This is a genomic window from Nocardiopsis sp. CA-288880, from assembly GCF_050955985.1.
Lineage (GTDB): Bacteria > Actinomycetota > Actinomycetes > Streptosporangiales > Streptosporangiaceae > Nocardiopsis > Nocardiopsis tropica.
The window spans coordinates 275821-296413 of the sequence record NZ_CP192105.1; the positions used below are offsets into that span (position 1 = coordinate 275821).

20 protein-coding genes are annotated in these 20593 nt (G+C 72.1%); 9 read left to right on the forward strand and 11 right to left on the reverse strand.

From position 1 onward, the window contains the following. Positions 1 to 299: 299 nt before the first annotated feature. From ACQPYD_RS01310 to ACQPYD_RS01320, 3 genes are all read right to left on the reverse strand, one after another. Complete coding sequence (locus tag ACQPYD_RS01310) at positions 300 to 713, reverse strand: PIN domain-containing protein (RefSeq protein ID WP_433699413.1); 414 nt, start codon at positions 711 to 713, stop codon at positions 300 to 302. Beyond that, positions 710 to 931 carry a type II toxin-antitoxin system VapB family antitoxin gene (locus ACQPYD_RS01315; RefSeq protein ID WP_402915099.1) on the reverse strand — a complete coding sequence of 74 codons (222 nt, stop codon included), beginning with the start codon at positions 929 to 931 and terminating at the stop codon, positions 710 to 712. The genes ACQPYD_RS01310 and ACQPYD_RS01315 overlap by 4 nt, the downstream gene beginning before the upstream one ends. Positions 932 to 1030: 99 nt before the next feature. Then, entirely contained in the window at positions 1031 to 1570 is a 540-nt protein-coding gene (locus ACQPYD_RS01320; RefSeq protein WP_433701913.1) for a DinB family protein, read from the reverse strand. A 149-nt stretch (positions 1571 to 1719) separates the two neighbouring features. On the opposite strand from ACQPYD_RS01320, the gene ACQPYD_RS01325 reads away from it, so the two are divergent. Continuing rightward, positions 1720 to 2487: an alpha/beta fold hydrolase gene (locus ACQPYD_RS01325; protein ID WP_433699414.1), complete on the forward strand. Its 768-nt coding sequence runs from the start codon at positions 1720 to 1722 to the stop codon at positions 2485 to 2487. A 118-nt stretch (positions 2488 to 2605) separates the two neighbouring features. Here ACQPYD_RS01325 and ACQPYD_RS01330 read toward each other — a convergent pair whose 3' ends face one another. Then, positions 2606 to 3013, reverse strand: coding sequence for a VOC family protein (locus ACQPYD_RS01330; RefSeq protein ID WP_267947590.1), 408 nt, complete (start codon positions 3011 to 3013; stop codon positions 2606 to 2608). 220 nt (positions 3014 to 3233) lie between these two features. Continuing rightward, a complete protein-coding gene (locus ACQPYD_RS01335) occupies positions 3234 to 3896 on the reverse strand; it encodes a class II aldolase/adducin family protein (RefSeq protein ID WP_433699415.1) in 663 nt (220 codons plus the stop codon). A 322-nt stretch (positions 3897 to 4218) separates the two neighbouring features. Here ACQPYD_RS01335 and ACQPYD_RS01340 point away from each other — a divergent pair, with 322 nt between their 5' ends. The 5 genes from ACQPYD_RS01340 (at position 4219) to ACQPYD_RS01360 (ending at position 11740) form a co-directional block, all read left to right on the forward strand. Further along, on the forward strand, positions 4219 to 5745 hold the full coding sequence (locus ACQPYD_RS01340; protein WP_433699416.1) for an aldehyde dehydrogenase family protein: 1527 nt from the start codon (positions 4219 to 4221) through the stop codon (positions 5743 to 5745). A 183-nt stretch (positions 5746 to 5928) separates the two neighbouring features. Continuing rightward, positions 5929 to 7500 (forward strand): GMC family oxidoreductase, encoded by a 1572-nt coding sequence (locus tag ACQPYD_RS01345; RefSeq protein WP_433699417.1) that lies wholly within the window; start codon positions 5929 to 5931, stop codon positions 7498 to 7500. Then, on the forward strand, positions 7497 to 8711 hold the full coding sequence (locus tag ACQPYD_RS01350; RefSeq protein ID WP_433699418.1) for a quaternary amine ABC transporter ATP-binding protein: 1215 nt from the start codon (positions 7497 to 7499) through the stop codon (positions 8709 to 8711). The genes ACQPYD_RS01345 and ACQPYD_RS01350 overlap by 4 nt, the downstream gene beginning before the upstream one ends. 1 nt (position 8712) lies before the next feature. Then, on the forward strand, positions 8713 to 10674 hold the full coding sequence (locus ACQPYD_RS01355) for an ABC transporter permease (RefSeq protein WP_433699419.1): 1962 nt from the start codon (positions 8713 to 8715) through the stop codon (positions 10672 to 10674). Between the two features lie 124 nt (positions 10675 to 10798). Then, entirely contained in the window at positions 10799 to 11740 is a 942-nt protein-coding gene (locus tag ACQPYD_RS01360) for a glycine betaine ABC transporter substrate-binding protein (protein ID WP_433701914.1), read from the forward strand. A gap of 143 nt (positions 11741 to 11883) precedes the next feature. Here ACQPYD_RS01360 and ACQPYD_RS01365 read toward each other — a convergent pair whose 3' ends face one another. After that, positions 11884 to 12123 carry a hypothetical protein gene (locus tag ACQPYD_RS01365; protein ID WP_433699420.1) on the reverse strand — a complete coding sequence of 80 codons (240 nt, stop codon included), beginning with the start codon at positions 12121 to 12123 and terminating at the stop codon, positions 11884 to 11886. 203 nt (positions 12124 to 12326) lie between these two features. Between ACQPYD_RS01365 and ACQPYD_RS01370 the strand changes: the two genes are divergently transcribed. Beyond that, positions 12327 to 12611 (forward strand): helix-turn-helix domain-containing protein, encoded by a 285-nt coding sequence (locus tag ACQPYD_RS01370; RefSeq protein ID WP_433699421.1) that lies wholly within the window; start codon positions 12327 to 12329, stop codon positions 12609 to 12611. A gap of 54 nt (positions 12612 to 12665) precedes the next feature. On the opposite strand, the gene purL is transcribed toward ACQPYD_RS01370, so the two are convergent. The 5 genes from purL to purS all read right to left on the reverse strand — a co-directional run bounded on the left by purL (position 12666) and on the right by purS (position 17638). Continuing rightward, positions 12666 to 14960 carry a phosphoribosylformylglycinamidine synthase subunit PurL gene (purL, locus tag ACQPYD_RS01375; RefSeq protein ID WP_433699422.1) on the reverse strand — a complete coding sequence of 765 codons (2295 nt, stop codon included), beginning with the start codon at positions 14958 to 14960 and terminating at the stop codon, positions 12666 to 12668. A 72-nt stretch (positions 14961 to 15032) separates the two neighbouring features. Further along, positions 15033 to 15560, reverse strand: a complete 528-nt coding sequence (locus ACQPYD_RS01380) for a hypothetical protein (RefSeq protein WP_433699423.1) — start codon at positions 15558 to 15560, stop codon at positions 15033 to 15035. Positions 15561 to 15591: 31 nt separating this feature from the next. Continuing rightward, the gene (gene purQ, locus ACQPYD_RS01385) at positions 15592 to 16287 is read right to left on the reverse strand and encodes a phosphoribosylformylglycinamidine synthase subunit PurQ (RefSeq protein WP_433699424.1); all 696 of its coding nucleotides are present in this window, start codon (positions 16285 to 16287) and stop codon (positions 15592 to 15594) included. Positions 16288 to 16669: 382 nt separating this feature from the next. Continuing rightward, entirely contained in the window at positions 16670 to 17149 is a 480-nt protein-coding gene (locus ACQPYD_RS01390; protein WP_433699425.1) for an ATP-binding protein, read from the reverse strand. Positions 17150 to 17392: 243 nt separating this feature from the next. Next, positions 17393 to 17638 carry a phosphoribosylformylglycinamidine synthase subunit PurS gene (gene purS, locus ACQPYD_RS01395; RefSeq protein ID WP_267947602.1) on the reverse strand — a complete coding sequence of 82 codons (246 nt, stop codon included), beginning with the start codon at positions 17636 to 17638 and terminating at the stop codon, positions 17393 to 17395. Between the two features lie 291 nt (positions 17639 to 17929). Here purS and ACQPYD_RS01400 point away from each other — a divergent pair, with 291 nt between their 5' ends. Continuing rightward, positions 17930 to 18553, forward strand: a complete 624-nt coding sequence (locus tag ACQPYD_RS01400; RefSeq protein WP_267947603.1) for a sigma-70 family RNA polymerase sigma factor — start codon at positions 17930 to 17932, stop codon at positions 18551 to 18553. A 924-nt stretch (positions 18554 to 19477) separates the two neighbouring features. Beyond that, positions 19478 to 20593, forward strand: a complete 1116-nt coding sequence (pdhA, locus tag ACQPYD_RS01405; RefSeq protein ID WP_433699426.1) for a pyruvate dehydrogenase (acetyl-transferring) E1 component subunit alpha — start codon at positions 19478 to 19480, stop codon at positions 20591 to 20593.

A 20593-nucleotide genomic window follows, 5' to 3' on the forward strand; every position in this document is an offset into this window, starting at 1 on the left:
CCGAAGCCCTTGGGCTGCGGCCTGCCCAGCAATGACGATCACTTTAAGTAGTTTCTCGTGACTGAGGGTTGTTCTTCGAGGTTGGGGTGGGTAGTGTCGTCATCAACGCGGAACGACAGGGTCGATCCGCGGCAGACCTTACAGGCCGCGACTCCCGGGGGGAGGAGTCGCTGGCCGCTTCCCAGGCGAGGGTTGCTTCCGTACTTTGAGGGGGGATGCGGGAGCGACCCTCGCCGCCTTTCTTCCGGGGCGGGCCCATCGGTCGGTGGGCCCGCCCCGTCGCGTGTCCGCGGCCGGTCTCAGGGTGTGTTCCGGACGGATCGCTCGCGCAGGTCGGTGAGGTGGTGTGCCGCCGTCGCGAAGTCGTTGTCGTCGTGCAGGACGACAAGACCGTGGTGTGCCGCCGTCGCGGCGATGAGCAGGTCCACCGAGGACATCGCCCGGTGCGCGCCGCCCCGGAGGAGCCGGTATTGCGCGGACTCCACCCACTGCCAGGCGCTCTTCGGTGTGGGCACGTCCGGGTGCAGGATCCCGAACATCTCGTTGAACTGCTCGTACTCGTCGAGATTGCGTGCGGAGCGGCGGAATTCCGTACGTTGGACGGCACAGGACCCCACCGCCCCCTCGACGACGACGTCGCGCCAGGCGTCCCTGTGTTTCGGGTCCCTCAGGATCCGCCACAGGGCGGACGAGTCGATCAGATACCTGATCACTCCCCGCCCCCCTTCTCTGCGGAGCGCCTCTTCTGCCAGCTCTCGTAATCCCAGTCCTGGGAGAGGGCGGAGAAGTGTTCCAGGGCGGCTATGCGACGGTGTCTGGCCGCGTATTCCCTGAGGGCGAGGTTGACCGTCTCCTTCTTGGTCGAGGCGCCGGAGAGTCTCATGGCCTCACGAAGGGCCTCGTCGTCGATGTCGACCTGGGTCAGGCTCATGTCGGACTCCGTTTCATGGTGATGTACATGTTGAGCATATGCCATGTACATCACCATGAAACAGCGTGTCGCGTGTCCGCGATCGGTCGGGGGCCGGGGTCAGCCCATGGTCTTCTGGCCGTCCAGGCCCTCGCGGACGATGTCGGCGTGGCCGCAGTGCTGCGCGGTCTCGCGGATGATGTGCAGCAGCACGTCGCGGGCCGTCCAGGATCCCCCCTCCGGGAACCACGGCGCGCTCGGGAGCGGGTGCGAGACCTCCAGGTCGGGCAGTTCGGCCACCAGCCGCTCCGTCTCCCCGGCCGCCAGCTCGTAGTCCTCCAGGACGCCGGCGAGGGTCTCCCCGTCCAGCAGCCGGAAGCTGTCCGCGTGCTCCTGCCAGGTGGACGGGTCCTCGTAGTCCACCGCCGTCGGCGCGGGGCCGTTCCGGATGAAGTCGGCCCAGCTGCGCTCCGTCGACACCACGTGCTTGAGCAGTCCCCCGAGGGTCAGCTCGCTCACCGTGGTGCGCCGCGCCGCCTGCTCGTCGTCCAGCCCCCGGAGGGTGAAGCGCAGGAAGTCGCGCTGCTCCCCCAGGGAGCGGAGGAGGGACGCGCGCTCCGCGTCCAGGACCTTCTCCGTCGCCGTCACCGTCATGACCACCGCTTTCCGTCGCACCGAAGCTCGTGGTCACCACCCTAGGAACCGTGGAGGTCAAGCACTGTCCTCCACTTGCCGCGGTAGGCAGGGGCTTTCCTGGAACCCCCGAGAGGACAACGGATAACCTGGCGTTCTGGCGACCCGGAGGTTCCATGGCCCTGATCCCGCTCCAGTACCGAATCGACGGCCCCAGGCACGCGCCCGTCGTCCTGCTCGTGCCGCCCTTCGGCACGACGATGTCGGTCTGGGAGCCGCAGATGCCGGAGCTCACCCGCGACCTCCAGGTCCTGCGGGTCAACCACCGCGGCCACGGCTCCTCACCGGCCCCGGCGGGGCCCTGCACGGTGGCGGACCTCGCCCTGGACCTGCTCGGCGTCCTCGAGGACCGGGGCTTCTCACGGGTGTCGGCCGTCGGCGCGGGGCTGGGGTCCGCGCTGCTGGTGTGGATCGCGGCGAACTCACCCCGGAGCCTGGACCGCCTGGCGCTGCTCGCCGCGGCCCCGCGCACGCCCGCCGTCCACAGGTGGGACCGGATCGCCTCGCGGGTGCGGGAGGTCGGCCTGGAGTCGGTGGCCGCCGACGTCATGCGGCCGTGGTTCACCCCCGACATGGCCGAGGACCGACCCGAGGTCGTGGCCAGGTTCACCGAGGACTTCGGCCGGCTCGACCCGGGCGGGTACGCCTCGGTGTGCGACGCGGTCGCGAAGCTGGACCAGCGCCACCTGGCCGCCGAAGTACGGGTGCCCACCCTGGTCGCGTCGGCCGCCCACGACCCGCTGCTGCCCCCGGGCCACGGGCGCAGGCTCGCCGACGGGCTCCCCGACGCCCGGTTCGAGGTGGTCCCCGGAGCCGCGCACCTCCTAGGGGTGGAGCGCGCGGACCGGGTCAACGAGCTGCTGATGGAGCACATCGTCCGCTGAGGGGCGGACCGGGAGCCCCGGGGCCCGGTCCGGCGCCGCACGCCGGCTGCGGGGCCCGGCTCCGGCAGCCGGTTCCGGCGGCCGTCGTCCCCGGAGGACCGGCGCAGGGCGCCCGGGGTCAGAGCGCCAGGTCGGGCAGCAGCGGCTGGTTGATCTCCAGCAGGTAGCCGTCGGGGTCGCGGAAGTGCGCCGCGCGGACGCCCCAGGCCGTCCAGTCACGCGGCTCCATCGCCTGTCGGGCGCCGTCCGCGACCAGCTTGGCGGCGGTCACGTCGACGTCGTCCACCTCGAAGATCACCGCGATCCGGTCCTGGTGGGGGAGCGCGGGGTCGGCGGTGTCGGTCTCCAGGGCCTCGGCCATCACCTCACGCTGGTTGATGGCGAGCCGGGTCCCCGATTCCACGTCGAACTCGGCGTAGCGGCTCGTCTCGTCCCCTCGGAGGACGGGGAGTCTGAGGACCTCGGAGTAGAAGTGGAAACAGGCCTCGTAGTCGTTGACGAGGAGCCTGATGTAGCTGCAGCGCATGGAGCCTCCCACCGGCCGGGGTTGGTCGTCCCCACCATTGTGGCGTTTCCGGGCGGCATGTCACCGGGTATCCGTGCCGGGTTCGCGTGGGCCCGGTCACGGCGCGGCCCCGCCGGGGCGGCGAACGGCTCCCCTGCGACGGCGGATGCGCGCATCCGGTCCGTCTCCCGCGGGACCCCGGCCCCGGGGCGGCGGCACGGCGCTCCGAGGGGCGCGGCGGCTACCAGACGTCGGGGCCGGCCCACCCGTAGGCGTCGCGCCGGCGCACCTGGGCCAGCTCGTCCTCGGAGAGCACGCGGGGCTCACCGATCCGGCGGGCCCTGACGTAGGCGGCGCACAGCCAGTCGAGGAGGCGGAGGTTCTCCAGGGCGTGCGCCAGGTCGCGGCCCAGGGCGAGCCCGCCGTGGTCGGCCAGGAGGGCGGCGTCGCGGCCCTTGAGGGCCTTGGCCGCGAGGTCGCCGATCTCGCCGCTGCCGTAGGTCGTGTAGGGGGTCACGGTGATCGCCCCGCCCAGGCCGGCGGCGCGGTGGTGGATCGGCGGCAGTTCGGCGAGCACGGAGGACACGGCGACGGTGTCGGCGGTGAACGCGTTCACGACGGCCGTCACGTCACGCCCGCCCTCGGCGGCGCGGCGGTGGACGGCGATGTGCAGGGTGGCCTCGGCCGCGGGGTCGCGGCGCCCCTCCAGGACCCGGTCGTCGAGCGACATCACCGGGCAGTCGGCGGGCTGGATCCGGTCGAGGGGGACTCCGTGGGGGGTGACCACGACGAGGTCGCCGCTGCGGACGCTGACGGTTCCCGCCTCCCCGGGGGCGGTGCCGGGACCGCCGGCGAGGGCGCGGGCGGTCAGGCAGACGTCGCGGCGTTCCTGTTCGAGCAGCATGCTTCCTCACGGGTTGCGCGGTCGGGCGCGGCTCCGGTGCGGGCCGTGTCGTGAGAGCGCCGAAGTGCGGACGAACCCACTTAGGTACACCTCAATGTACGTCAAAGACTGTGGCCGGTATTCCCCAGGTACGGGTGTTCGTCGCGAGGGCTGCCGTCACGCAGCGTAGTTATTTGCCTGTGTGCGGCGCGAGGCGTGCCGACGGCTGTCCCCGAAGGCTGGGGAGTTCCTCCAGCCCAGTCGGGGTTGTGGGGGCGCTGTGACGTGTGCGTCTTATGAGACGAGGCAGTTTGTGAGTACGCATCTTGGGCAAACCGGACCCGTGAACGAACCCTACGTAACCTTGCCGTCCGTGCCGTACCTGTCCGGGCCGGGCTCGGCGACGGCCACCAGCCTGTACATCGACGGCGAGTGGCGCGCGGCCCGGAACGGCCGTGTCCGGGAGATCCTGGACCCGGCGGACGCCTCCGTCCTGACCATCGTCAGCGAGGCGGGCCGCGCCGACGCCGAGGACGCCATCGCCGCCGCGCGGCGCGCCTTCGACACGGGGGAGTGGCGCCGCACCACGGCCGGGGAGCGGGGACGCGTCCTCGACCGCATCGCCGACCTCCTCCAGCGCGACCGCGCGGAGATCGCGGTCATGGAGTCGCTCGACACCGGCAAGACCATCGAGGAGGGCGGGATCGACGTCGACGACGTCACCGACGTCTTCCGCTACTACGCCGGACTCGCGGACAAGGACGCGGGCCGCCTCGTCTCCGCCCCCGAGGGGGTGCACAGCAAGGTCGTCCACGAGCCCGTCGGGGTCTGCGGCATGATCACCCCCTGGAACTACCCGCTGCTCCAGCTGGCCTGGAAGATGGCCCCCGCCATCGCCGCGGGCAACACCATGGTGGTCAAGCCCAGCGAGATCACGCCCGTCACCACCGCCAAGCTGGTCGAGCTCACGACCGAGGCGGGCATCCCCGCGGGTGTGGTCAACCTGGTCACGGGGAGCGGCCCCGACGCGGGCGCACCGCTCTCCGAGCACCCGGATGTGGACCTGGTCTCCTTCACCGGCGGTCTGGCCACCGGCAGGCGGATCATGGCGGCGGCCTCCCGGACCGTCAAGAAGATCGCCCTGGAGCTGGGCGGCAAGAACCCCAACATCGTCTTCCCGGACGTCGACCTCGACACCGCCGTGGACTACGCGCTCAGCGCCGCGTTCTTCCACTCCGGGCAGGTGTGCTCCGCCGGCGCGCGGCTCATCGTGCACAACGCGATCCACGACGCCTTCACCGCCGAGCTGGCCCGCCGGGCCGAGGCCATCCGCATCGGCCGGGGGCAGGACGAGGGGGTGCGCTGCGGACCGCTGGTGTCGGCGGAGCACCGCGCCAAGGTCGAGGCCGCCGTCGCGCGCGGTGTCGAGGAGGGCGCCCGCATCATCGCCGGGGGCAGGCGGCCCGAGGACCCCGGGCTCGCCGACGGCTACTTCTACCGGCCCACCGTGTTCGTGGACTGCGACCGGTCCATGGACATCGTCCAGAACGAGGTGTTCGGCCCGGTCGTCACCGTGGAGCGGTTCGAGACGGAGGCCCAGGCGGTCGAGCTCGGCAACGACACCGACTACGGGCTCTCCGGGGGCGTGTGGACCGGTGACACCGCCCGCGGCGAGCGCGTCGCCGCGGCCCTGCGCCACGGCACCGTCTGGATCAACGACTACGGCCCCTACTTCCCCGGAGCGGAGTGGGGCGGTTTCGGCCGCAGCGGCGTCGGCCGGGAGCTGGGGCCGGCCGGTCTGGACGAGTACCGCGAGGCCAAGCACATCTACCGCAACCTGGCGCCCGAACCGCAGCGCTGGTTCGGCTGAGGCCCCTGCCCCGCCCCCTCGGGGCGCCCGACGCCCGCCGGCGCGGTTCCGTCCTCCGCGCCGGCGGGCCCCGCTCCCACGACCGCGGAGCGCTTCCGCTCCGCATCCGCACGACAACAGAACCCGCACGGGTCGGTTTCCCCGGCATCCCCCCGGGCCAGAGACAACGAGAGGAATCGGACCGTGGCCACAGAGACCACCTACGACTACGTGATCGTCGGCGGAGGCACAGCGGGCTCGGTGATCGCCAACCGCCTCACCGAGGATCCCGGCACCACCGTGTGCCTCATCGAGGGCGGCCCCGACGACCGCGACCTGGAGCACGTGCTCCGGCTCCGCGACTGGCTGAGCGTCCTCGGCGGCGACCTCGACATGCAGTACACGACCGTCGAGCAGCCGCGCGGCAACTCCGACATCCTGCACTCCCGGGCCCGCGTGCTCGGCGGGTGCTCCTCGCACAACACGCTCATCAGCTTCCGGCCCTTCGCCGAGGACCTGGACGACTGGGTCGCGGCGGGCGCCGAGGGCTGGGACAACGCCACCGTGCAGTCCTACGCCGACCGCATCAGGTGCAACATCGTCCCGATCGCCGAGAAGGACCGCAACGCCATGGTCCGGGACTGGGTCGCCTCGGCCGCCGAGGCCGCGGACGTCCCGGTCGTCGAGGACTTCAACGCGCTCACCTCCCACGGGGGCGGCTTCGCCGAGGGCGCGGGGTTCCTGTCCATCGCCTACGACCCCTACACCGGCCACCGCTCGTCGGCGTCGGTGGCCTACCTGCACCCGATCATGGACGTGCGGGAGAACCTCACCGTCATGCTGCAGACCTGGGTCGACCGGCTGCTCCTCGACGGCGACCGCGCCACCGGGGTCCGCGCCACCGCCGCGGACGGCACGCGCCTCACGGTGAACGCCCGCCGCGAGGTCGTCCTGTGCGCCGGGGCGGTCGACACCCCCCGCCTGCTCATGCTCTCCGGGATCGGCAACGCCGAGGAGCTGCGCGCCGTCGGGGTCGAACCCGTCCACCACCTGCCCGGCGTGGGCGAGAACCTCCTCGACCACCCCGAGTCGATCATCATGTGGGAGACCGACCGGCCGGTCCCGCAGAACACGGTGATGCACTCGGACGCGGCCCTGTTCGTACGGCGCGACGACAGCGACCCGCGGCCGGACCTGATGTTCCACATCTACCAGGTCCCCTTCGACGACAACACGAAGCGGCTGGGCTACGAGTCGCCGCCCGACGGCTGGGCGGTGTGCATGACGCCGAACATCCCCCGCTCCCGCTCGCGCGGCAAGCTCTCCCTCACCAGCGCGGACCCCTCGGTCCCGCCCGCCCTGGACTTCCGGTACTTCACCGACCCCGAGGGTTACGACGAGAAGACCATCGTGGACGGCCTGAGGATCGCACGCGAGGTCGCCGCCGCGGAGCCGTTCCGCTCCTGGATCAGACGCGAGGTCGCCCCCGGCCCCGCGGTCACGACCGACGAGGAGCTGTCCGAGTACGGCCGCCGCGCGGCCCACACCGTCTACCACCCCGCGGGAACGTGCCGCATGGGAGCGGTCTCCGACGACACCGCCGTGGTCGACCCGCGCCTGCGCGTCCGGGGACTGCGCGGACTGCGCGTCGCCGACGCCTCGGTGTTCCCGACCCTCCCCACCCCCAACCCCATGGTCATGGTCCTGGCGCTCGGGGAGCGGGCCGCCGACCTGATCCGGCAGGACGTGCGGGCCGTGGACGGGGAGAGCCGATGAGCACGCGGGCGGAGGGGGAGGCCGTCCCGCAGGAGGGCGCCTCCGACACGACCTTCTCGGTGCGCCACCTGTGGAAGATCTTCGGAAAGAACGCCGACAGCGTCATCGGCACGGACCTGGAGCACGCGGACCGCGACCGCATCAAGGACGAGACCGGCTGCACCGTGGCGGTGCGCGACGTCTCCTTCGACGTGCGGACCGGGGAGACCTTCGTGGTCATGGGCCTGTCCGGCTCCGGCAAGTCCACGCTGATCCGGTGCCTGACCCGGCTGATCGAGCCCACCTCCGGGCAGGTGCTCCTCGACGGCGAGGACATCGGGGAAGCGGGGCCGCAGAGGCTGCGCGAGCTGCGCCGCCACAGGATGGCGATGGTCTTCCAGCACTTCGGGCTGCTGCCCAACCGCAGGATCATCGACAACGTGGCCTACGGCCTGGAGGTGCGGGGTATGCCGCGCCCCGACCGCTACGCGCGGGCCCGCGAGATGATCGACATGGTCGGCCTGGGGGGCTACGAGAACTCCCGGCCCGGCGAACTCTCCGGCGGTATGCAGCAGCGGGTCGGCCTGGCCCGCGCGCTCGCCGTCGACCCGCAGGTCCTGCTGTTCGACGAGCCCTTCAGCGCGCTGGACCCGCTGATCCGCCGGGATATGCAGAACGAGGTCGTGCGGCTCCAGCGGGAGCTGAACAAGACCTCCGTGTTCATCACCCACGACCTCCAGGAGGCGCTCAAGCTGGGCGACCGCATCGCCATCATGCGCGACGGCGAGCTCGTCCAGGTCGGCACCCCGGAGGAGGTGGTGGGGCGCCCCGCCAACGCCTACGTCGCCGACTTCACCTCCGACGTCGCCCGCACCACCGTGCTGACCGCCCGGTGGCTGGTGCGCGAGCCCTTCCCGGGGGAGCGCACGGACGGACCGACCACCGAGCCCGGCACGGTCCTGTCGGAGGTCCTGCCGATGCTCGCCGCGAGCACCGCGCCGGTCCGGGTCGTGGAGGGCGGCACCCTCCTGGGCTACGTGGGCCGGGACGACGTGCTGCGCGCCATCGCGGAGGACCAGCTGGAGAACGCCGAGGCGGCCGCCGCCATCGAGGGGGAGACGTCGGAGGAGCTGTCCGACGGGGCCACCGACCCGGCGTCGGCGAGCCACGTCGCGGACCTCGGAGACGAGGGCGGGCCCGGCGGGTCCGCCACGGCCGGGAGCGGTGGGTGACATGGCCGCTGTGACCCGACCCGCCGCCGCCGGGAAGGCCGCCCCGGGTGGAGCCGGGGGAGGAGGCCCCTCCCTCCTGCGGAACACGTGGGCGCAGGCCGCCGCGGTCGTCGCCGTCCTCGTGGCCGGGTACTGGGCGACCCGCGCGCTGGGCGGCCCCGCGTGGGCGGGCCCCTTCCCGACCGCCGTCGGGGACGCCTTCATGGCGTGGCTCGACGGCGTGTACGGGTGGATCGTCGTCAACCGCAACGACAGCCCGCTGTTCCTGTACTTCTTCAACTACGTGTCCGTGGGACTGGGGTCGGCCGTCGTGCTGATCGACCAGTTCCTCGACTTCCTCACCTGGCCGGGCGTGACCGTCCTCGGGGTGCTCACCGCCTGGCGGGTCGCCGGGTGGCGCGTGGCGCTCCTGGTGCTCGCCGCCTTCGGGGTGTTCGCGCTGACCGGGCTGTGGAACGAGTCGATGACCACCCTGGCGCTGATCATCACGTCGGTGTTCATCGCCCTGCTGTTCGGCATCCCGCTCGGCATCCTCGCGGGCCGCAGCGACCGGTTCCACCGGGGCGTGCGCCCGGTGCTGGACTTCATGCAGATCATGCCCGCGTTCGCGTACCTGCTGCCGTTCGTGCTGCTGTTCGGCATCGGCAACCCGGCCGCGGCCGTGGTGACCGCCGTGTACGCGTTCCCGCCCGTGGTCCGGATCACGGCGCTGGCGATCCGCGAGGTGCCCGGGGGCGCGGTCGAGGCGACCACGTCGCTGGGGTCCACGCCGTGGCAGGTCCTCACCAAGGTGCAGCTGCCCCTGGCCAGGCGCACCATCCTGCTCGGCGTCAACCAGACCATCATGCTCGCCGTGTCCATGGTCGTCATCGCGTCGGTCATCGGCGCGGGCGGGCTGGGCGACGCGATCTACCAGGCGCTCTCCAAGGTGAACGTCGGCCAGGCGTTCCAGGCGGGCCTGGCGATCGTCATGCTCGCCATCGCCCTGGACCGCGTGACGGGCGCGGTCGGCCACGGCGCGCGCACCCCGGACGTCCCCGAGCGGCTCCGGCTGCCGCTCCTCGGCGGCGGGCTCGCGCTGACGGTCGCCGTGGTCGCCGTCGCACGGCTCATGGGCGTGCGCGGGTGGCCGCGCGAGGCCGCGGTCGACCTCGCGGCCCCGGTCAACGCCGCCTACGAGGCCGTCCAGGCGGCGATCGGCCCGGCCACGGCCGCGCTGGGCGCATGGACCCTCGACTGGGTCCTGGGGCCGCTGAGCTCGCTCCTGACGGGGTCGCCCTGGTGGCTGGTGACGCTCGCCGCGGCGGCCCTGGCGTGGATCTTCTCCGGCTTCGGGGCGGGCGTCGTGTCCGGGCTGGCCTTCGTGGCGGTGGGCCTGCTGGGTGTGTGGGACAACGCCATGGACACGCTCTCGCAGGTGCTGGTGGCGTCCGCCCTGACCATCGCGCTCGGCGTGGTGATCGGTGTGCTGATGTCCCGCAACGACGTGCTCGCCGCGATCCTCAAGCCGGTCCTCGACGCCATGCAGACCCTGCCGCCGTTCGTCTACCTGATCCCGGCGGTGGCGCTGTTCTCGATCGGCCGCGTCCCGGCCCTGGTGGCGGCGGTCGTCTTCGCCCTGCCGCCGGTGATCCGGCTGGTCGACGACGGCATCCGGGGCGTACCCGCCCCGACCCTGGAGGCGGCCCGCTCCCAGGGGTCCACCAAGTGGCAGCTCCTCACGAAGGTGGAGCTGCCCATGGCGCGCGGCTCGATGCTGCTCGCCGTCAACCAGGGGATCATCCTGGTGCTGTCCATGGTGGTCATGGGCGCCCTCGTCGGGGCCGGCTCGCTCGGCTTCGACGTGGTGTTCGGCCTGGCGCAGAACCAGCTCGGCCTCGGCCTGGCGTCGGGGCTGGCGATCGTCTGCCTGGGCCTGTTCCTGGACCGCCTGACGCAGGGAAGGAGGGCACCCCGTGCCTAGACAGGACCCCCGGCGCCCGTTCCCCGACCGTGTCCGGGCGCTGTTCGGGACGGGAGCCCGCACCGCGCCCCGGTCCGCACGGCGGGGACCGGGCGCGCCCGCGCCCCGCCGCGCCTCCCTCCTGGTGAGGGGGATCGCGGTCGGCCTGGCCCTGGCCGCGGTGAGCGCGTGCGCGGTGCGCACCGACCAGATCGCCCGGGACCCGGGCGTCGTCCGCATGGCCCTCAACGGCTGGGTGGGCTACGAGGCCAGCGCCGAGGTGCTGGCGTACATCCTCCAGGAGGAGATGGGCTACGACGTCCAGCTGATCCGGACGGACGAGCAGCCGTCGTGGCAGGCCCTGGACCAGGGCGTGTTGGACGTGATCGTCGAGAACTGGGGCCACGAGGACCTCATGGACCTCTACGGGCCCGAGGGCAACGGCACCGTGGTCGACGGCGGCCCCAACGGCAACGTCGGCGGCATCGGCTGGTACGTCCCCGGCTACGTGGTGGACGAGTACCCGGAGATCGCCACCGTCGACGGGCTGAAGGAGCACACGGACCTCTTCCGGACCGCCGAGACCGGGGACCGGGGGGAGTTCCTGGGCGGGGCCCCCGGGTTCGTCACCCAGGACCAGGGGATGATCAACGCCTTCGACCTGGACCTGGAGATCGTCTTCGCGGGATCGGAGGCCTCGCAGATCACCGAGGTCCGGCGGCGCTACGCCGAGGGGGAGCCCGTGCTCTTCTACTTCTACGACCCCCAGTGGCTCCAGGAGGAGCTGGAACTGGTCCGCGTCGACTTCCCCGCGTGGGAGCCCGGGTGCGACGAGGACCTGGAGTGGGTGCCCTGCGACTACCCGGTCTACGACATGAACAAGATCTTCCGGACCGGGTTCGTGGAGGCGGACGAGCCCTCCTACCAGTTCCTCGACAACTGGACGTGGACCAACGAGCAGCAGAACGAGGTCGCCCGGATGATCGCCGACGAGGGGCTCGACCCCACCGACGCCGCCGAGATCTGGGTGAACGGGAACCGCGACGTGTGGGAGCCCTGGCTCCCGGAGGGCCGCGCGGACCGCTGACCGCGGGCTGCCGGCCGCACGATCTGCCGCCGGGACGGGGGAGGCCCCGCCCCGGCGGTCCGCCGTCACCGGTACGGTCCCCGGCCCGCAGCCCCGCAGCCCCGCAGCCCCGCACCGCGGCGCCGCGCGTCCCGGGCCGACCGTCAGGAGCGCGGCCGCTCGTACCTCAGGCGCCGGTCCACCCAGTACACGTTCACGCAGGTGCCGACGAACCCCGCGACCAGCAGGACCAGCAGCCACGCCTCGGCGTCCCAGGCCAGGGCCAGGACCAGGCCGACCAGCATCACCAGGGCGCCGAACACGGCCAGGACCAGCCGGAACCCCAGTGCGCTCGCGGGGCGCTCGGGACTGCCGAGCGGTCCCCTCAACCTGCCTCGTCGCATACCGCACCACCTCCCTCCACCAGTCCTACCCCAGGACCGTCCGGCCCCTCCCCCGCCCCGGCCCTTCCGGAGGCGCCGCCGACTTTCGAGAAGCCCGTATACGCACGAGCAGATCTCTTTAGGATTTCCTTTCCTACTTGACGGAGCGGCGGGAAGAGGTGGGGGGATGAGCGGATGCCGGCGTTGGCGGGAGAGCGGCCATCTTGAGAAGGCCGTGGAGTCCTCGGGGGGGGCAGGAGCAGTTCGAGGAGGAGGTCACACGCCTTCGCGATCGGGCGAGGGCCTGGCGCCTGGTCGAGATGCGCAAGCACCGGGAGCTCAGTCAGTCCCAGGTGGCCCAGAGGATGGGGGTGTCCGTCGCGAGGGTGTCGCAGATCGAATCCGGAGACCTCTCCACCCGTGACGTACTCGACCGCTACGTGACCGCGCTCGGCGGGACGCTGCTCATCATCGCGGACTTCGGGGACGAGCAGATGAAGGTCGGCTGAGACGCGGAGGCGGGGACGCCCGACAGGCGCCCCCGCCTCCGCGCGGAACCGTGGCTACACGCCGCTCATCAGGGCGGGCAGCGCCGCCTCGTAGGCCTCGCGGAGCTCGGCCAGCGGGACCTCCACGGCGCCGCCCGGGTGGGTGACCGACAGGGAGTCGCCGCCCACCACGCCGATCTGCTCGACCGGGACGCCGTGCGAGTCGGCGAGCGCCACGAACGCCTCCTCCTCGCCCGGCCGGACCGCGACGACCGCGCGGGCGCCGGACTCGCTGAACAGGGCCGTGAAGGCGTCGCCGTCCACGGTCACCCGCACGCCGTGGCCGCCGCGCATCGCCGACTCGGCGAGGGCGACCCCGAGGCCGCCGTCCGACAGGTCGTGCGCGGCGTCGGCCAGCCCGCGCTCGGCGGCGGCGGCCAGCACCTCGCCCAGCGCGGCCTCGGCGGCCAGGTCCACCCGGGGCGGCAGTCCGCCCAGGTGGGAGTGGATCGTGTCGGCCCACGCGGAGCCGCCGAACTCGGGCCTGGTCTCGCCCAGCAGGAACACCCGGGCGCCCTCGGAGCCGAAGGCGGTCCGCAGCCGGGAGCGCACGTCGTCGATCACGCCGAGCACGCCGATGACCGGCGTCGGGTTGATCGCCACGTCGCCCGTCTGGTTGTAGAAGCTCACGTTGCCGCCGGTGACCGGGGTGCCCAGCTGGAGGCAGGCGTCGGCCAGGCCCCGGGTGGACTCGGCGAACTGCCACATCACCCCGGGGTCCTCCGGCGAGCCGAAGTTGAGGCAGTTGGTCACGGCCAGCGGACGGGCGCCCGTCGCCGCGACGTTGCGGTACGCCTCCGCGTACGCCAGCTGCGTGCCCGCGTACGGGTCGAGGCGGGTGAAGCGGCCGTTGCCGTCGGTGGACAGGGCCACGCCCCGGTGCGAGTCGTCGGCGATGCGGATCATCCCGGCGTCGTGGGGCGTGGAGACCACCGTGTCGCCGCGCACGTAGCTGTCGTACTGCTGTGTGACCCACGTCGGGTCGCCCACACCGGGAGCGCCCAGGACGCGCAGCAGCTGCTCGCGCAGCTCGGCGTCGGTGCCGGGCCGGGCCAGGCCGGCGGCGTCGTCGGCCTGGAGGGCGTCCTGCGAGGCGGGGCGCGCGTACGGGCGCTCGTAGACGGGGCCCTCGTCGGAGGCGGTCCGGGGCGGCATGTCCACCACGGTCTCACCGTGCCAGGTCATCACGAGGCGGCCGCCGCGCGCGGCCTCCTCGGCCGTCACGTCGGTGACCTCGCCGATCTCGGTCGCCAGGATCTGCCACTTGTCGCAGACCGCCAGGAACTCCTCCATCTTGGAGGGCTCGACGATCGCCATCATGCGCTCCTGCGACTCACTCATGAGGATCTCCTCGGGAGTGAGCCGGTGGTCGCGCAGCGGCACGCGGTCCAACCGGATGTTCATGCCGCCGGTGCCGCCGGCGGCGAGCTCGGTGGTGGCGCAGGAGACGCCGGCCGCGCCCAGGTCCTGGATGCCGACGACCATGTCCTTCTCGAACAGCTCCAGGCTGCACTCGATGAGGAGCTTCTCCATGAACGGGTCGCCGACCTGGACGCTGGGCCGCTTGGCGTGGGACTCGTCGTCGAACGTGGCGCTGGCCAGCACCGAGGCGCCGCCGATCCCGTCTGGACCGGTCGTGGAGCCGAACAGCACGACCTTGTTGCCCGGGCCGGGCGCCTGCGCCAGCTTGATGTCCTCGTGCTTCATCACGCCCACGCACAGGGCGTTGACCAGCGGGTTGCCGATGTAGCCCGCCCCGAAGCCGATCTCCCCGCCGATGTTGGGCAGGCCCAGGCAGTTGCCGTAGAAGGAGATGCCGGAGACCACGCCGGGCAGGACCCGCTTGGTGTCGTCGGCGTCGGCGGGACCGAACCGCAGCGCGTCCATCACCGCGACGGGGCGGGCGCCCATGGTGAGGATGTCGCGGACGATGCCGCCCACGCCGGTGGCCGCGCCCTGGTGCGGCTCCACGTACGACGGGTGGTTGTGCGACTCGATCTTGAACGTGACCGCGCGGCCGTCGCCGACGTCCACCACGCCCGCGTTCTCGCCCATGCCGACGAGGAGGGCGTCGTTCTCGGGGGCCTTCTCGCCGAACTGGCGCAGGTGCACCTTGGACGACTTGTACGAGCAGTGCTCGCTCCACATGACCGAGTAGATGGCCAGCTCGGCGGAGGTCGGCCTGCGCCCCAGGATCTCCCTGACCCGCTCGTACTCGTCCTTGGCCATGCCCAGCTCGGCGTACGGCTGCGGGGTGTCCGGGTTCTCGTGCGCCACGGCGACGGTGTCGAGACCAGGTACTTCAGACATGCGTGGTTCCGTTCGGGATGTGCGGATGGGGCCCGGGCCGCGGCGTCCGCCGACCGGCGCGGAAGGTCGTGGTCAGGGGGTGGCCGGAGCCTGTTCGGCGTTGCCGAGCATCAGCATCGCGGAGGCGTCGGCCGTGTCGTGCGAGGAGGTGTCGGCCAGCAGGTGGTCGCCGTCGGTGAGGAACGCCCGGCCCTCGGGCGCCCCCTGCGGGCTCTGCTCCTCCCACCCGTGTTCGGCGAGGTGGGCGAGGACCGTCTCGACGGACTCGCGGGAGTCCTCGGGCAGTTCGCCGCCCTCGGTCAGGACCATCACGAGGCGGACGCACTCGTTCTGCTCGCAGTACACGTCGGCCTCGGGGTCGGAGACGTAGGACAGGCCCGCCGGGGCCTGTCCGAGCACGTCCACGTCCGGCGGGGCGTCGGGGGCGGGACCCTGTCCACCCTGCCCCTGCTGCCCCTGCCCCTGCGGAGGGGCGGCGGGAGCGGTGGGGGCCGAGCCCATCGCATTGAAGAGGCCGAGCCCCGCCGAGACCACCAGGCCGACGATGACCACGGCGGCGAGGACGAACATCGTGTTCCGGGAGCGCAGCAGCGCCATCATCGCGAGGACCCTCCCCTGTTCGGTGTGCGGGTCAGGCGTTCACCGGCGAACCGGCGGCCATGTGGCTGAGGATCGAGGTGAAGAAGCCGAGTCCCTCGGTGGAGGGGCCGGTGAGGGCCTCGACGGCGTGCTCGGGGTGCGGCATCAGGCCGACGACGTTCCCGTGCTCGTTGGTGATCCCGGCGATGTCCCGGCGGGACCCGTTCGGGTTGCCGCCGACGTAGCGGACCACGACGCGGCCGGTGGCCTCCAGCTCGTCCAGGGTGGCCTCGTCGGCGACGTAGCTTCCCTCGCCGCTCTTCAGGACGACCAGGATCTCCCGGCCCTCGGTGTAGTCGCCGGTCCACGCGGTGCCGGCGTTCTCGACCCGGAGCACCTGCTCGCGGTTGACGAACCGCAGCGAGGCGTTGCGGGTGAGGGCGCCGGGGAGGAGGTGGCTCTCGCAGAGGATCTGGAAGCCGTTGCAGATGCCCAGGACCGGCAGCGCGCCCGAGCGGGCGGCCGGGACCAGTTCGGACATCAGCGGCGCGAACCGGGCGATGGCGCCGCCGCGAAGGTAGTCGCCGTAGGAGAAGCCGCCGGGCAGGACGACCGCGTCCACGCCCTTGAGGTCGGTGTCCGCGTGCCAGAGGGACACGGGTTCGGCGCCCGCCAGCGCGACGGCGCGCGCGGCGTCCTTGTCGTCGAGGGAGCCGGGGAAGGTGACGACGCCCACACGGGCTGTCATGAGCACACTCCGAGAGGTTGGGATCCGCCCCCGCGTGCACGGGGAGCGTTCGGCGAGGAGATGCCGGTGCCTGGCCCCGCCAACCGGGGGCGGGGACTTCCGCACTCCGCAGCGTACCCGCTCACCTGTGCTCGGGTACGACGGTCACCCCCTCCGGGCGGCCCGCTCCTGTGTGATCCTCCCAGTGGGGGCCCCGGGGGCGGGGGTCCGCGTGTGCGACCCCACAGGAACCGGGCCCCGCGCGGGGACGGCAGGGGCGTCCGGTCCCGGTCGCGACGCGGGGCACGGGGCCGCCGCGTGGTGTGCGACACATGTCGCGGACCGGGGAGGCGGCTCCGGACGCACCGGACCCCGCGCGGACGGTGCGCGGGGTTCGGCTGGTTCAGAGCAGGGCGAATCTCGCCTCCGGGACGCGGCCCGCGGCCGACGCCTCCGACGCCTCGTCGCACAGGGCGACCCGCTTGCGCAGCAGGACCGTCGTGCCAGGCTCCCCCTCGAAGGCGACCTCGTCCATCAGGAACCGCATCAGTAGGATGCCCCTTCCGGATTCTGAGTCCAGACCCGGGAGGGGCATGCTGTCCGTGGTGAACCGCTCGGCGACGGCCTCGGGGTCCGGCGCCCTACCGGTATGGGATATCCGCAGTTCGCACCAGCGTCCCCCCAGCTCCGCCTCGACCACGTAGTCGCGGGCGGGCCCGCCGTGGTCGATGGCGTTGGCGCTGGCCTCGGAGACGGCCAGCAGGACGTCGTCGGCACAGCTCCGGCAGAGACCGGCCCTGTGGAGCAAGGTGCCGAGGACGTCGCGTACCACGGAGACCGTGTACGCCTGCCTTGGCAGGGAGATCGAGAAAACGGTGTCCATCCGTAGACCTCTCGTACTCCGTTGTCGTATGCAGCCCGGCACGGTAAAGAACCTTCCCGAGGGCGGCCGGAGTAAAACGAACAGCCGCGCCCCCTGGGGACGCGGCTGGTGGTTTCTGGACACTTCCGACACCCGGGACACTCGGGGCCTGCTCGGTGCCACCCGTTTTCCGAGGTCCGGGCCGGTCGTCGGCGTGACACCGGTGTCCGGTGTGCCGGATCTCACGGGAGGCCGACCGGGGGCTCAGGCCTCGACGCGGACCTCGAAGTCCTCGATGACGGTGTTCGCGAGGAGGGTCTCGGCCAGGCGGCGGACGTCCGCGAGCCTGGCGTCGTCCACCTCGCCCTCGACCTCCACCTCGAAGCGCTTGCCCTGGCGGACCTGGCCGATCCCCTCGAAGCCGAGACGGGGGCAGGCCCCGGCGATGGCCTGGCCCTGGGGGTCCAGGATCTCGGGCTTGAGCATGACGTCCACAACGACGCGGGCCACAGGGTCCTCCACAAGGAAACGGTTGTGCCGCATGTGCCTGCGGCTGGCGGGCCACACTCCCCGGACGGGCCGGAGGGGGCGACGCAAGCGTACGGCACGCGGGAACGGGTATGGCTCGGGACCAGGTTCTGACCAGGCGGCACGCCGGGCTTTTACCGCACGCTTAACAGTGCCGGGGACGTTTTCGGTACGTTCGTGACTCGTATCACGTGCATTGATGTCATCATTGAGAGCACGTGGTGGCGTCTAACAGTGTGGAAGTAATCGTCCGGTCGTCACGGAGGGGGAATCTTGACGACTATCGAAATGGACCAGGCCTCCACGACCGGTGGACCCGGGAGCGAGGACCAGACACTGGACTTCGCCACCGAGGTCACGCCGTTCGCCGACCAGCTCTATCCCACGGCCCTGCGGATGACCCGCAACCCGGCGGACGCCGAGGATCTCGTACAGGAGACCTTCGCCAAGGCGTTCGCCAATTTCCACCAGTTCCGTGCGGGTACGAATCTGCGTGCCTGGCTGTACCGGATCTTGACCAACACCTTTATCAACAGCTACCGCAAGAAGCAGCGCGAACCGCGCCAGGACACGACCGACGAGATCAAGGACTGGCAGCTGGCCGCAGCCGAGGCGCACACGTCCTCGGGCATGCGGTCCGCCGAGAACGAGGTCCTGGACCACCTGCCGGACTCCGCCATCAAGCAGGCGCTCGCCCGTCTGCCGGAGGAGTTCCAGGAGGTCATCTACCTCGTCGACATCGAGGGCTACGCCTACAAGGAGGTGGCCGCGCGCATGGGTACCCCGCTGGGGACGGTGATGTCGCGTCTGCACCGGGCCCGCCGCCAGCTCCGCGAGATGCTCTCCGACTACGCCCGCGACCGCGGCATGCGCGTTCCGGCGCAGGCCGCCGACTAGGCCGTGTTCCGCGGACACTCGCCCTGCTGCGCGTCGCCCCGGCACGCCCCTCGCGGCGTTCTCATCTGTCGACAGGACCCCACCCTGACTCCTTCTTCGGCCTTGCGATGAACGCACCGGATGCGCCGCTCGCGACGGACAGCATCCACGGAACACGCCCTGGGCCGCGCGCGACACCGGCGAGCCCGGTCGAGGGCGGGCCGGAGACCCGCCCCGAGGCCTTTTCGGTCCCCCGTACCCGTCCCCCGTGGCCGGTCCCGGCCGTGAGCCGCCCGGTCCGAGCCCCGTCGGCGCACACGCCTGCCGGTAGCGCCGTCATCGCCCGGCGGGCAGACCCGCCGCCCGACCGCCGACGGCCACCGACGAGCCGTCCCCGCCGGTCGGCGAGCCGGGCCCGACCGGCCCCGGCTCCCGAAGCGACCCCTGGACCACCGCTCCCGCGGACCCGCGCGCCCGTCCCGCCCGCGCGCCTTCTCCGCGCTCCGGCAGGCCGCTCCCGACGCGCCGCCGGCCCGCCTGCCGGGGGCGACGCCCGCGCCGGCCGCCCGTCGGCGGGTCCCCCGGCGCCGCTCGCGCCCGGCACGCCCCGGCCGGTCCGTACCGCCTCTTCCGACACGCCCGGACGGGCCCCGGCCGAGGGCCCGTCCGGGCGTCGTGCGCTCCGCTCCGACAAGCGTCCACAAAGTTGTTGGAAGACCTTGTACATGCTAGGAAGCCCTGGTAATCGGGTCGGCCGACCGTCGTGGATCATGGGGCCCACAGCGTAAAAGGTGACGCCGAGGGCTTGCGCTCTCCATAGTGAGGTCTGTCACGATATGGGGAGGGCTGTCCGCCCTCACCCACCACCCCCGGGTGAGGCGGACCGTGAAACGGCCGATCAGCGTTCACCCACGCGAACCCGGCCCCGAGAACCCGAGGAGCGACGTGTCGGACACCACCGCGCACGAGGAACCGGAGCTCATCCAGCTCCTGACACCGGAAGGGGAGCTCACGGGGCACCCCGACTACCCCCTGGACATCGGCGCGGAGGAGATCCGCGCGCTCTACCGAGACCTCGTCCTCGTACGCAGGGTCGACAGCGAGGCCGTCTCCCTCCAGCGCCAGGGAGAACTGGGCCTGTGGGCCTCACTGCTCGGCCAGGAGGCCGCGCAGATCGGCTCCGGCCGGGCGCTGCGCGAACACGACATGGCGTTCCCCTCCTACCGCGAGCACGGCGTCGCCTGGTGCCGCGGCATCGAGCCCAAGGAACTGCTCGGCATGTTCCGCGGCGTCACCAACGGCGGCTGGGACCCCCACGAGCACGGCTTCCACCTGTACACGATCGTCATCGGCAGCCAGGCGCTGCACGCCACCGGCTACGCCATGGGCGTCCAGCGCGACGGCGCCCTCGGCGAGGACGGCACCGCCGTCATCTCCTACTTCGGCGACGGGGCCACCAGCCAGGGCGACACCAACGAGGCGTTCAACTTCGCCTCCGTGAACAACGCCCCGGTCGTGTTCTTCTGCCAGAACAACCAGTGGGCGATCTCCGAGCCCCTGGAGCGCCAGGCCCGCGTGCCGATCTACCGGCGCGCCGCCGGGTTCGGCTTCCCGGGCGTGCGCGTGGACGGCAACGACGTCCTCGCGGTCCTCGCCGTCACACGCGCGGCCCTGGACAACGCCCGCGAGGGCAACGGCCCCACCCTGGTCGAGGCGTTCACCTACCGGATGGGCGCGCACACCACCAACGACGACCCCAGCCGGTACCGGGCCTCCGCCGAGCTCGACGAGTGGAAGGCCAAGGACCCGATCCTGCGCGTCCGCCGCCACCTCGAGCTCAACGGCCTCGCGGACGAGGATTTCTTCGCCTCCGTCGACGCCGAGGCCGAGGCCATCGGCGAGCAGGTGCGCACCGAGTGCCGTGCGCTTCCCGACCCGGAACCGCTCGACATCTTCCACGAGGTGTACGCCGAGCCCAACGTCCACATCGACCGGCAGCGGTCCGAGTTCGCCGACTACCTGGCCTCCTTCGAGAGCGCCGGCGCGGAAGGGGGCCGCTAG

Excerpts from the sequence above, each read along its gene's own strand:
- ACQPYD_RS01315 (WP_402915099.1), bottom strand. The coding sequence starts at position 931 with ATGAGCCTGACCCAGGTCGACATCGACGACGAGGCCCTTCGTGAGGCC.
- ACQPYD_RS01325 (WP_433699414.1), top strand. The coding sequence starts at position 1,720 with ATGGCCCTGATCCCGCTCCAGTACCGAATCGACGGCCCCAGGCACGCG.
- ACQPYD_RS01330 (WP_267947590.1), bottom strand. The coding sequence starts at position 3,013 with ATGCGCTGCAGCTACATCAGGCTCCTCGTCAACGACTACGAGGCCTGT.
- ACQPYD_RS01335 (WP_433699415.1), bottom strand. The coding sequence starts at position 3,896 with ATGCTGCTCGAACAGGAACGCCGCGACGTCTGCCTGACCGCCCGCGCC.
- ACQPYD_RS01350 (WP_433699418.1), top strand. The coding sequence starts at position 7,497 with ATGAGCACGCGGGCGGAGGGGGAGGCCGTCCCGCAGGAGGGCGCCTCC.
- ACQPYD_RS01355 (WP_433699419.1), top strand. The coding sequence starts at position 8,713 with ATGGCCGCTGTGACCCGACCCGCCGCCGCCGGGAAGGCCGCCCCGGGT.
- ACQPYD_RS01365 (WP_433699420.1), bottom strand. The coding sequence starts at position 12,123 with ATGCGACGAGGCAGGTTGAGGGGACCGCTCGGCAGTCCCGAGCGCCCC.
- purL (WP_433699422.1), bottom strand. The coding sequence starts at position 14,960 with ATGTCTGAAGTACCTGGTCTCGACACCGTCGCCGTGGCGCACGAGAAC.
- ACQPYD_RS01380 (WP_433699423.1), bottom strand. The coding sequence starts at position 15,560 with ATGATGGCGCTGCTGCGCTCCCGGAACACGATGTTCGTCCTCGCCGCC.
- purQ (WP_433699424.1), bottom strand. The coding sequence starts at position 16,287 with ATGACAGCCCGTGTGGGCGTCGTCACCTTCCCCGGCTCCCTCGACGAC.
- ACQPYD_RS01390 (WP_433699425.1), bottom strand. The coding sequence starts at position 17,149 with ATGGACACCGTTTTCTCGATCTCCCTGCCAAGGCAGGCGTACACGGTC.